We start from the raw sequence: 10,232 nt of genomic DNA, 5'->3' as shown, positions 1-10,232 counted from the left end.
CCCTGTCCGACGTCGAGTACGCCACCGCGACCTGGGTGGAGTGGTGGAACAATGCCCGGCTGCACTCCCGGCTGGACTACCGCCCACCAGCGGAGGCTGAGGCCGCCCACTACGCTGCCCTCAGCGACCCCATCCCGGAGTCGTGTCCCACATGAAGACGGCAGAGAAGCCGTGACACTTCAGCCCGCGCTTCAGCAGTGCTCGCAGCGAGTCGGCTCAGACAGCGGTGTTCGCGCGGCTGAAGGCGTGTAGCACGAGCCGGGTCAGCAGTCCCGCCCGCGCCTGCTCGGGCCAGGCCGGTACCACCGCCCCGGCACCGGCGAGAGCGCCCAGCACCGCGGCACGCACCCGCTCGGCGTCCACGTCCACCGCGGCCAGCAGCCGGTGCGCCCGGGTGCCCGGTTCCAGCACCGCCAGCCACAGCACCGCCGACGTGATCTTGCGCTGGCGCGGTAGCGCGCCGGACTTCTGCAGCTGGTTGAGCTTCACCGACGCCGAGTTCAGCGCCTGCTGCCACTCGGGGGTGTGCCGGTTCTGCGGCGTCGGGCGCGGCCGGGAGGGCGCCCGACCCTCGCCCGCACCTGCATCTGCATCTGCATCTGCATCTGCATCTGCATCTGCATCTGCAGCGTCGCCGCTCGCCGGCGCGAGGAGCCGCTCGGCATCGATGCCGAGGCGCTGCAGGTGCACGGCGTCGTCGGCGCTGCGCTCGACCGCGGAACGCACCACCTGCGCGTCCAGCCCCGGTTCGGTGCGCCGGACCTGCTCGGTCAGCGGCCCGGCCGCGCTCAGCAGGCCCAGCAGCACGTGCTCGGAGCCGTAGGCGTCGGCGCCCAGCCGCGTGGCCTGCTGCTGACTGGCGGTCATCACCGCCCCGAAGGAGTCGTCGTACATCAACACCCGCGTCACCTCTCGTCGTCCCGTCCCGCACCCGGGCCGGTCTCCCGTCCGGTGTCCCAGCGCCCCGGCCCGCGCGTGCGGCCGTGCTTCTTGTGGACCGTCTGGCGCGTCACCTGCAACTCCACGGCGATCTCCGCCCACGACATGCCCTGCTCGCGCGCCCGGGCCACGTGCAGCGCCTCCAGGCGCTCGGCCAGCCGGCGCAGCGCCAGCGCCGTGCGCAGCCCGTCGCAGGGATCGGCGGCACCGGCTGCGGCTTCCACCCGTTCCAGGTCCACGATGTCAGCTTCAGCTGACAACTGCCTACCTGTCAACCCGATATGACATGGACTGAGCATCCGACCGTGGCGCCGATCGCGCTCTCGCCGGAAACCGGAAGATCACGGACCGCTCCGTTTCGCAGCCTCAAGGGCGCGACGTAGCGTGCAGACGTGACCGACTGGACAGAGAAGCCGATCCCCGTGCTGTTGGCACCTGGGTTCGGCGGGGACCCGGTGCACTTCCGCAGTCCTACCCGCCAGGCCATCGGCAACCTCGACCTGGATCGCCTCCCGCTGTCCCCGCTGCTCGAGGACGAGCTGCGCGGCTTGGACCGTCTGCTGCAACGCGCCCAAGAGGCGCCGCAGACCCAGGCCGGGGAGCAGGGCCTGCAGGCATGGGCCGCCCAGGCCCGTGACCTGCTGCCCCGGCTGCAGCAGGAGCTGGGAGCGGACTACGACGTCCAGTTCATCGGGGACCTGCAAGGCGCCTGACTACCGGACGTGGCGCGATTCGCAGGGTCCTGCAGCGGGTGGGTGTGAGGTCGTGCGCTCACGACTGGGCACGGTGAGGCTTCGTCGGTAGCGGGTTCTCCACCTGGCCGAGGACGAGAGCCGTGGCGACGATTGCGGAGATGCGCCACGGGCAGAGGCTGACGCGGCGCAGCGCCTGCCAGCGGGTCTTCAGGTGGGCGATGCCGTGCTCGACGCACGCGCGGGCGGAGCTCGCGTAGGAGTTCCAGCCCCGCGTGCTGCGATCCAGAGCCTGCCCGCCCCCGGGGTGGCGGACCGGAACCCGGGTGCCGGCTCCAGCGCCGGTGTACGCCTCGTCGGCCAGCGTGGGAACGCCGTCACGGGCGGCGGCGTAGAGCGCCGGCAGGGCGTGGATGCGTGCTGCGGTGAGGTCGTGGGTGCAGCCCGGTCCGACCGGTGAGACCCACAACGGCCACCCGCCGGCATCGGTGACGACCTGGACGGGACCGCCGTGGTGGCGGTGCTTCCCGGAGTGCCAGCGATCCCGCTGATCACCGGGGTCGTGGACGCGGTCGGTGTCGATGACGGTTCCATCGAGCAGCACGGGCTCGGTTCCTCGGTTCACCGCCGCGGCAAGGACCTCAGGTAGGTCAGGTGCCTGGGCGGCGAGGACTGGGGGCACCTCCCACGCAGTGGGGGACGAAGGTTTCGTGCGAGTAGCGGTAGGCGGTCTTGAGGCCGACGGCGTTGTCGCCACCCAGGTCAGCGACCGCCGCGCGCTGGCGCATGAACCGCAGCAGCGGTACCGCCTCCGCGAAGCAGCCCAGCGATCTGCGACCTCGGCGGGTTCCGATCCGGGCGCGGTGAGCGGACAGCAGGACCGCGACGGCCTGGGCGAGGTCGCGGGAGACGTCCGGGCTGGCACGATGGGAGAGCCCGTAGGGTCCAGGTGGGCATGGCGGTTGAGCATGGTCGCCCCCATCGTGACCGGCCGGGCCCTACGTGCCCCAACGCCTCTGACCTCGGGATGCGGCAGCGGCTGACGCCGTTACGGACAAAGACTCGCTGAGCCTGTCCATCCCGCTGACGAGCGGGGTTGCGGCCAGGCGGAACTCCTGGCAGCTGCACCCCCACCGGGCTGGAGATCACCGGCGCCGCCGGCAGGGAGGCCACCGCCACGGTGCGGACGTGGTCGCTCCGCGTGGCTGCCAGGGATCTGCGCTCCTGCTGCGACGGCGTGGGGCGGGGCACCTGCGAGGAGCAGCTCGACGCGCTGGGGGTGATCCACCGCCGCCACCGTCAGCAGGTCGACCAGCGCTCGCGGTGCGGGTTCTGGAGCTGGGGCGACGTCGTGCACGGCTGCGACGGCGTGCACGGCTGCGACGGCGTGCACGGCTGCGACGGCGTGCACGGCTGCGACGGCGTGCACGGCTGCGACGGCGTGCGCCACGTCTTGAGCCACGACGTCGGGGGCTGCGCGTGGGTCGATTCCGAGTCGTCGAGCGGCTCCTGGCCCTGGTGCCGCCACCCGTGGACCGGGACGCGACGGCCTCCCGCTCCGCGGAGGCGGTGACCCGTCGCGCCGGGGAGGTCGGCGTCCACCACCTCGGCGGGTTCGCCGGTCCCGGCACCCGCACGGCGTCCAGCGCTGGGGCGACAGCGCCGAGCGGGTCCCGTCAGCGACGCCGGTGGCCGCCGGTCCTGCTGCTCCCTGACCGTCGACGAGGCCGACCTCGGCTCCAGCGCGAGCGCGCAGTGCGGCCTGGCGGTCCTCCAGCGCCTGGCGCTCGCCGGTGGCGCGATCGACCGGGGCCCGCTCGCCGATCAGTGGCTGACGGTGCCCCGCCGCGACTCCAGCACCGGTTCGACGAGCCGTTCCACGACCAGGCCGGTGGCCACCGCCGCGACGGCCGCGTGCGCGACCTCGACGACACCTTCCCCCCGGTGCCAGGTGCGCGGCGGGGCACCCGCACCGGTGGCGTTCTGCAGCGTCTGGTCCACGATCACGCGGGTCAGCGTCTGCACGACGTCGGCGCGCACCGCGATCAGGCCGCTGGCCCGCCACACCCCGCGCAGTGCGCCGAGGGCCACGGAGGTGCCGACCTGCATGGCGGCGGTCGCGGCGGCCGGGCGCTCGTCGTCGCCGGGGGAGCGGCCCAGCAGGGTGAGCAGGGTCCGCCCCGGCACGTAGGAGGCCGGCCGGCCGGTGACGGCGCGCTCGGCGCGTTGCCCGGCCGCCATCGCCGCCGCGCCCGCCAGCCCGCCCAGGGCGCCGCGAGCGGCGGCCCGCGCCAGCACCGCCCGGCGCCCCCCGCTCGTCCCCGTGATCGTCCCCGTGGTCGCCCCCGTGATCGTCTCCAGCACGGCGACAGCCTGCCCGGGCGCGGGCAACGGCGCCACCGGCACGCGAGTTCGAGGAACTTCCCGTTATCGCGGGTGGGAGAGGCCGAACGAGGGGAACCGACGTGCGCCGGGAGCGGGGAGGTCAAGCGCGGGCGCCAAGGCCCGGCACCGACCGGGGCACCGCGGGCACGGGCGACCCGGCGAGCCCGGTGGGCGGAGCGGTGCTGACCCTGCTGGACGTGCGCGGCGAGGTCCTGGGCACCACCCGCAGCGGCCAGGACGGGTTCTACCGCTTCCTCGACCTGCCCGGCGGGGACCACGTGCTGAGCGTGCTCAGCGAGTCGCACCGGCCGGTGGCCCAGAACCTGCAGCTGCCCGACGGCGCGGCGCTGACCCACGACGTGCTGCTGAGCACCGGCGGCCAGCTGACCGGCACGGTCGTGACCGGCGACGGCCGGCCCGTGCCGGAGGCGCTGCTCACGCTCACCGACACCACCGGCGCCGTCGTGGGCACGGCCGTCACCGGCGGGGACGGGACCTTCGTGTTCGACGACCTCACCGCGGGCGGCTACACGCTCACCGCGGCCGGGCACGCCCCCGTCGCCACGGGCGTCCACGTCGACGAGGGCGGCGAGGTGCGCGTCGACGTCGAGCTGGGCACCGGGAGGGCCGTGGGGCGGCCGCCAGTCCGCTGAGGTCGGCGCCCCGTCGCGCCGGGAGACGTGTCCGCGGCTCCGCCTAGGGTGGCGCCGCCGGGGACGGGACGCGTGACGGGAGGGGTTCGTGCGGCGGCTGGTCGTGGACGTCGGCCTGGCGGTGCTGGCCGCGGTCGTCGGGGCGCTGCTGGGGCTGCAGCGCGCCGGGCTGTGGGACACCACCCCCGGGGTGGTCGGCGTCCTGGTCGTGCTGACCGCCGTCCTGGCGGTCGTCTCCACCGCGGCGCAGGCCGTGGGCCGCTGGCGCGCCGCTCGCCGGGCCGCGCACCGCGACGTCCTGGACGACCTCCTGCACGCGGTGCTGTGGGGCGTCGTGGACGCCACCGGCCTGGACCCGCGCGAGCTCGCCGTGGCCGTGCACCGCCTGCACCGGCCCGTCTGGCCCGGCCGGCCGGCCCGCCTGCTGCGCCTGCACCGCGTCCGCGCCGGGCGCCGCCCCGCCGCCTCCGGGACCACCTGGGCACCGGGCAAGGGGGTCCTCGGGCGGTGCGTGGCCGAGGGGGAGGTGGTGGCCGTCGACGTGGCCGCCGCCGACGCGGCCCTGGGCGACGTCGACGCCGCCGGGTGGCAGCGCCTGCCCGCCGAAGCCCGGCAGGGCCTGACCTTCGCCGAGCACCGCCGCCTGCGCGGCAAGTACGGCACGGTGGTCGCGGTGCCCCTCGTCGACGACGCCGGCCCGGTCTCGGCGGTGGTGGGGTGCCTCGTCCTGGACGGTCCCGCCGGGTGCCTGCCTCAGCTGACCACCCCGGAAGTGCTGGGGCTGCTGGAGGCCAGCGGCCGCGCCGTGCGTCGCCTCGAGGTGCCCGCCGCACCGTCCGCCGCTCGTGCGAGCGTCGCCGCGGCGCAACGCGCCCGGGACGAGGGGGGCGCGCAGGAGGCGGCGGAGGCTGTGCTGCTGGCCCAGCTGCGCCGCCTGGGCGCCGGCGAGCGCGCGGTGGCGCTGGCCGACGGTCGGGGAGCGCCCCGGCGGCCCGGGGGGTCGGGGTGAACGCGCCCCGGACGACTCCGCCGCACCCACCGCCGCTGCCGGCGCTGCAGCCCGAGTCGCCGGAACAGGTGGGCGGGCGGACAGCGCGGGGACCGTCGGCGGGTGGCTACGACCGGGAGGAGCCTGCCGACCAGGCAGGTGGTGACGTCGCTGGTGGTCCTCGTCGTGGATCGCTGCCTCCGGTGGTGAGCACTCGATCCCGCAGGCGCAGGTGGGTTCGCTGTGCGGCCCGGCAGGGGCCACCCCGGGGACGTACCGCACGCAGCAGCACGGATCGCCCGCGCGGGTGCACGTGCTCGTCGACGACGAGGTGGGGCACCGGGTGGGCGTCTGGGGTGGGAAGGACCCGGTCGTGGTGCTGTGGGGACCTGGCGATCGCCCGCGGTGAGCAGGCGGAAGGGGCGGACGGCGGCCGCGTCGGCGCCACGGTGCGCGGTTGCGAGGTCCCGGGGTGCTGCAGGGCGTGACAGCGGCGGTCCGTGGTCGCAGGGCGCACATCGACGTGTCCCGACACCGCGAGGAGCCTGTGATCGCGCCTGCAGCGGGACGAGCGGGTGAGGCTCGTCAGCGCGCTGCTCGCCGGTTCCCCGCTCGCCGCCGGCGGTGGTCTCGCCGCTGCTCGGCGCAGCGCTGCCCTCGTGGCCGAGGAGGGCGAGGATCGCCACCCCGAGCACGGCGGTGCCCGCCGCGACCAGCCACCTCGGCTGCAGCCGGTTCCGGGACGGAGGCGGGTCGACGAAGCGTTCGAGCAGCGCCGCGAAGACGGGGTGCCGTGCCCAGGGAGACGACGTCGCCGACGGCCACGCCGGCGAGGGACATCGCGGTGTAGAAGGCCAGCGGGTAGACGGCCACGCACACCGCCCCGGCGGCCAGCCACCGCCCGGGAGGCGCGCGACGCGCTCGCGGCCAGCAGCAGCCCGTCGATCGCCGCGGTGGCCGCCCCGGTGGCCAGCGGGCTGACCGTGCCCGGGAGCAGCGTGGCCGCCGTTCCCGTCGTCCCCCACAGCACGGTGGACAGCACGATGGCGATCACGTCGCTCTCCTCGGACGCTGCCTCCCTTGCACCAAGGGCAAGGGCAAGGGCAAGGGCGGGCGCAAGCGCACGGGCTTCCCGGCGCGTCGAGCGCCGCCCCGCGTGGCCCGCTGTCCGGCCGTTCCCCGCTCGTCCGCTCTCGGCGCACTGCTGCGCTGCGCTCGCACTGCCACGACCTCACCTCTTCCTGTCCGTTCACCGCAGATGCAGGCGCCAGCGCCAGAGCGTTCCCGCATCGGGGTCGCTCACCTCCTCGGCGCGCGAGAAGCCGAGGGTGACCAGCACGTGGGTGGAGGCGTTGTGCTCGGCCATCGTGTGGGCGATGACGGTCTCCACCTCGGCGCAGGCGCGCGCGTGCTCGACGAGCGCCGCGCCGGCCGCGGTGCCGAGGTGGCGGCCGCGGAAGGCGGGGGCGATCTCGTAACCGATCTCCACGGTGCCCTCGCGGGGTGGACCGGCGCAGCCGCCGGAGCCGATGAGCACCCTCGTGCCCGGGTGCAGGAAGAAGTGCATCCACCACCCGGCCTGCTCGGGGTGCTGCTGCAGGTGCCGACGGGTGAAGGTGACCGCCTCGGGGAACATCGGCCACCCCTCCGGCACGGGACCGCCCAGCACCGCCGCGAGCGCGGCGCGGTCGTTCTCCAGCGCCTCCAGCTTCCTGGGGGTGACGGGGAGGATCGTCACCGCCGGCCGGCACATGCACGCTCCTCCTCCGTGCGGCTGCGCTGGTCCTTCCGGCCACCGCCGGCCGCGAGGAGCAGCCGCATCGCCACGTTCGTGAACTCCCGCCCACCACGCTGCACGCGCTGCCAACGCACGACCGTGAAACCCGCCCGCTCGGAGAACGGCCGGGCGGCGGGGCCGGCGTCCACGGTGAGCTGCTGCAGGCCGCGGGCCGCGGCCTCGCGCAGGACGTCGGCCAGCAGGGCCGCACCGACCCCTCGGCGTCCGTGGTCGGGATGGACGTGGAACATGCCGATGTGACCCCGTGGGGAGAGGTCGGTGAACCCGGCAGTGGTGCCGTCGTGGACGGCGGTGCGGGTGCCGGCGGGGGCCCGGGCTCGTCCCCACTCCTGCACGTCGACGTCGTCGGGAACCCAGTCGGCTCGCTGGTCGGGGGAGTGGTCCGCGGCCGCGGTGACGTGCACGCTGCGCCGGAACACCTCCGGAGTGGCCGCGGCGTCGACGGGTTCCCAGGCGCGGACGGGGAAGGGCACGCGGCACCTTCCACGGTGACGAGGAGGTCACCCGGCACACGCCGTGGCCAACGCGCACGCGGGCGCAGACGTCCGATGCGCTGACGCACCGCATCGGTCAGCGGACTACGGCTTCGACGGGTGAGGCGATCGTCGTGGCCGTGCAGGGGCGCCGGAGCGGCACGGTGGTCGGGGAGGTGATGCTGCTGCGGCAGAGCGATGACGAGGCGGTGCTCGGCCACGCGCTGCGTCGCGACCGCTGGGGACGTGGGCTGGCCACCGAGGCGGCCCGCACGGTGCTGGAGGCCGGGATCGACTCCTTCGGGTTGCGCCGCACCACCGCCGTCGTCGTTCCGGCGAACGCCGCCTCGATCGCGGTGCTGGGCAAGCTGGGTTTCGTCGAGGTCGCCCGGTCGCCGGAGCGGGTCACCTTCGCCCACGCGGTGGACCGGTGGGAGCAGCTGACCGGGGCGGACGGTCCGGGTGCGTGCTCCAGGTGCAGCAGGCTCCCGACGTGTGCCAGCTCGTCGAGCGCTGCCGGCCCGCGCTGAGCTCGCAGGAGCTGCTGCGCGAGTGGATCGCCAGCCCGGTGTGCACCGGGAACCTGGTCGACGCGGGCTCGGACGGTTTCCGCTCGCGGGTCGGGCGGCGCGCTCCGTGACGGCAGCGGCCGAAGCACACCCCGTCGGCGCACGTGCCGGGCAGTCGGCGAGGAAGTTCCCACCCGGGCCGCTACCGGACGCTGCTCGAGGCTCTCGTGCTGAACGGGTCCACGGTGCTGGCACCCGGGAACGAGAAGCTCGACCCGCGTGCCGTGATCGCCGATCGACTGCTGGAGCGTGTGCAGACGCTGAAGGCCGCTCTCGCCCACTGCAGGTACGCCGATCTGCCGGTGATCGCCATCGGGCACCCCGTCGGCGGTTGTGCGGCGCTTGGTGCTGCTCGCGCCCGCAGTCGGATGGTTCCAGGCGCCGCGAGCACTGTCGCAGGTACGGGTTCCGGCGAGCGTGTTCGTCGGTGGGAAGGACGTCGTCACACCGCCCGCCGGCACCGAGATCCTCAGGTCAGCGCCAGGCCCGGTGGGTGTTCGTCTGCACGAGCACGCAGGGCACTTCGACCACATGACCGAGCTCCCGCCCGGCGCCACGCCGACGCCCGGTCTCGGTCGTGCCGCGTTCCTGCGCGGGGTAGCCCTTGGGATCACCGCCGCCCTCCGGTGACGCCGCGCAGCTCGTCGAAGATGCCCTGCTCGCGACGCGGCGGGAGGGACGGGGCACCAGCGGCTGAGGTGGTCGGGGGCCCGCGCCCGCTGATGCAGCTGTCCAGGTCGCCGACTCGGTCCCTGCCGGCCAGGGAGCTGGTGACCGTGCAGCCGCGCGCCGGGTTCCGGGCCGGGCGCGCTGTCCTGCGTCGTGACGTCGAGGGGAACCCTCCGGCGGGATCGTCGAACGAGTTCGTGTCGCCGCCCGGCGACCGGGGCGTCCGCGGCCGGGCCGACGGCGACCAGCACGTCCGGGGCGGGTGCAGGCCGCGGAACGGATCAGCATCCGCTGCCCGTTCCGCCGTCCGTTCCGCCTCCTGCGACCCCTCCGCGCTGCGGGAGGTGAGTTCCGGGCGGCAGCGCGTCCGGGACGTCGACGTCCCGCACCGCTCCGGCCACTTCGACCTCTCGGCAGCCGGGGTGCAGCAGCAGTTCACGCAGCCCCGCCCCGGAGGCGGCGACCTCCGCCGCCCGTGCCCAGTGCCGTCGCCCCAAGAGCACGGGGTGCCCCCCGCGCCCCTGCCACCCGGCGCGCACCAGGGCTGCGGAGGGCTGCTCCGCGCCGACCGCCAGCACCGCCCGCACGTCGTCCGCACCCACGTCCGGCAGGTCCACCAGCATCAGCAGCAGAGCCTGCGCGCCGGCCGCCCGCGCGTACCGCAGCGCGGCGAGCACGCCCGTGCCCGGGCCGCGGCGCCAGTCGGGCACCGTCAGGACGTCCACGTGAGCCGGCAGGCCGGCGCGCACCTCCCCGGCGGCGGCGCCGACGGTGACGGCGACCGCTGCGCACCCTCCCGCGTGCAGCACCTGCGCCGTACGCGCCGCCCAGCTGGTGCCCTCGGCCGTGCGCAGCAGCGCCTTGGGCGCTCCCACGCGGGTTCCCGCACCTGCGGCGAGCACCACCCCCACGGCCTGCACGTGCCGATCCCACCACACCCCGGCTCTCGTCGCGGCGGCACGATCCGCTGTGTTTCCGGGGTGTTTCGGTCGTGTTCCGGCTCCGGTGCCCTTTGGAGGTTCCGACCAGCGACGAGCGCCGACGGCCCCAGAATGCTGGAGCACCG

Annotated in this window: 12 protein-coding genes and 2 pseudogenes; 7 read left to right on the top strand and 7 right to left on the bottom strand. The window is 75.2% G+C overall.

Annotation, left to right across the window (positions count from 1 at the left end):
• Positions 1-2 precede the first annotated feature (2 nt).
• Complete coding sequence (locus tag ACRYR8_RS14735; protein ID WP_432485309.1) at positions 3-155, top strand: integrase core domain-containing protein; 153 nt, start codon at positions 3-5, stop codon at positions 153-155.
• A gap of 61 nt (positions 156-216) precedes the next feature.
• Here the strand turns inward: ACRYR8_RS14735 and ACRYR8_RS14730 are convergent, their stop codons facing one another.
• Together ACRYR8_RS14730 and ACRYR8_RS14725 are read right to left on the bottom strand one after the other, a co-directional pair.
• Positions 217-900: a Clp protease N-terminal domain-containing protein gene (locus ACRYR8_RS14730; protein WP_432485299.1), complete on the bottom strand. Its 684-nt coding sequence runs from the start codon at positions 898-900 to the stop codon at positions 217-219.
• 5 nt (positions 901-905) lie between these two features.
• Positions 906-1,178, bottom strand: coding sequence for a helix-turn-helix domain-containing protein (locus ACRYR8_RS14725; protein WP_432485297.1), 273 nt, complete (start codon positions 1,176-1,178; stop codon positions 906-908).
• Positions 1,179-1,331: 153 nt separating this feature from the next.
• Here ACRYR8_RS14725 and ACRYR8_RS14720 point away from each other — a divergent pair, with 153 nt between their 5' ends.
• The gene (locus ACRYR8_RS14720) at positions 1,332-1,652 is read left to right on the top strand and encodes an immunity protein CdiI family protein (protein ID WP_432485295.1); all 321 of its coding nucleotides are present in this window, start codon (positions 1,332-1,334) and stop codon (positions 1,650-1,652) included.
• A gap of 58 nt (positions 1,653-1,710) precedes the next feature.
• Here ACRYR8_RS14720 and ACRYR8_RS14715 read toward each other — a convergent pair.
• Positions 1,711-2,509, bottom strand: a pseudogene (locus tag ACRYR8_RS14715) (transposase family protein).
• A 218-nt stretch (positions 2,510-2,727) separates the two neighbouring features.
• On the opposite strand from ACRYR8_RS14715, the gene ACRYR8_RS14710 reads away from it, so the two are divergent.
• Positions 2,728-3,204, top strand: coding sequence for an exo-rhamnogalacturonan lyase family protein (locus ACRYR8_RS14710; protein ID WP_432485293.1), 477 nt, complete (start codon positions 2,728-2,730; stop codon positions 3,202-3,204).
• A gap of 251 nt (positions 3,205-3,455) precedes the next feature.
• On the opposite strand, the gene ACRYR8_RS14705 is transcribed toward ACRYR8_RS14710, so the two are convergent.
• Positions 3,456-3,995, bottom strand: a complete 540-nt coding sequence (locus ACRYR8_RS14705) for a hypothetical protein (RefSeq protein WP_432485291.1) — start codon at positions 3,993-3,995, stop codon at positions 3,456-3,458.
• Between the two features lie 188 nt (positions 3,996-4,183).
• Between ACRYR8_RS14705 and ACRYR8_RS14700 the strand changes: the two genes are divergently transcribed.
• Together ACRYR8_RS14700 and ACRYR8_RS14695 are read left to right on the top strand one after the other, a co-directional pair.
• The gene (locus tag ACRYR8_RS14700; protein WP_432485289.1) at positions 4,184-4,669 is read left to right on the top strand and encodes a carboxypeptidase regulatory-like domain-containing protein; all 486 of its coding nucleotides are present in this window, start codon (positions 4,184-4,186) and stop codon (positions 4,667-4,669) included.
• 88 nt (positions 4,670-4,757) lie between these two features.
• The gene (locus ACRYR8_RS14695) at positions 4,758-5,678 is read left to right on the top strand and encodes a hypothetical protein (protein WP_432485287.1); all 921 of its coding nucleotides are present in this window, start codon (positions 4,758-4,760) and stop codon (positions 5,676-5,678) included.
• A 1,228-nt stretch (positions 5,679-6,906) separates the two neighbouring features.
• On the opposite strand, the gene ACRYR8_RS14690 is transcribed toward ACRYR8_RS14695, so the two are convergent.
• Together ACRYR8_RS14690 and ACRYR8_RS14685 are read right to left on the bottom strand one after the other, a co-directional pair.
• Positions 6,907-7,395: a GNAT family N-acetyltransferase gene (locus ACRYR8_RS14690; RefSeq protein ID WP_432485285.1), complete on the bottom strand. Its 489-nt coding sequence runs from the start codon at positions 7,393-7,395 to the stop codon at positions 6,907-6,909.
• Entirely contained in the window at positions 7,392-7,928 is a 537-nt protein-coding gene (locus ACRYR8_RS14685) for a GNAT family N-acetyltransferase (protein WP_432485283.1), read from the bottom strand. The genes ACRYR8_RS14690 and ACRYR8_RS14685 overlap by 4 nt, the downstream gene beginning before the upstream one ends.
• 20 nt (positions 7,929-7,948) lie before the next feature.
• Here ACRYR8_RS14685 and ACRYR8_RS14680 point away from each other — a divergent pair.
• Positions 7,949-8,458 (top strand): annotated as a pseudogene (locus ACRYR8_RS14680) (GNAT family N-acetyltransferase); the annotation flags it as partial.
• The gene (locus ACRYR8_RS14675) at positions 8,422-8,568 is read left to right on the top strand and encodes a hypothetical protein (protein WP_432485281.1); all 147 of its coding nucleotides are present in this window, start codon (positions 8,422-8,424) and stop codon (positions 8,566-8,568) included. The pseudogene ACRYR8_RS14680 and the gene ACRYR8_RS14675, both read left to right, overlap by 37 nt.
• An 879-nt stretch (positions 8,569-9,447) precedes the next feature.
• Here ACRYR8_RS14675 and ACRYR8_RS14670 read toward each other — a convergent pair.
• Positions 9,448-10,068, bottom strand: coding sequence for a nucleotidyltransferase family protein (locus tag ACRYR8_RS14670; RefSeq protein WP_432485307.1), 621 nt, complete (start codon positions 10,066-10,068; stop codon positions 9,448-9,450).
• Positions 10,069-10,232: the final 164 nt, after the last annotated feature.

The organism is Kineococcus esterisolvens, assembly GCF_050871405.1.
Taxonomy (GTDB): Bacteria; Actinomycetota; Actinomycetes; order Actinomycetales; family Kineococcaceae; genus Kineococcus.
Note: the sequence above shows the minus strand (reverse complement) of the source record. Positions and strands in the feature narration are given on the sequence as shown.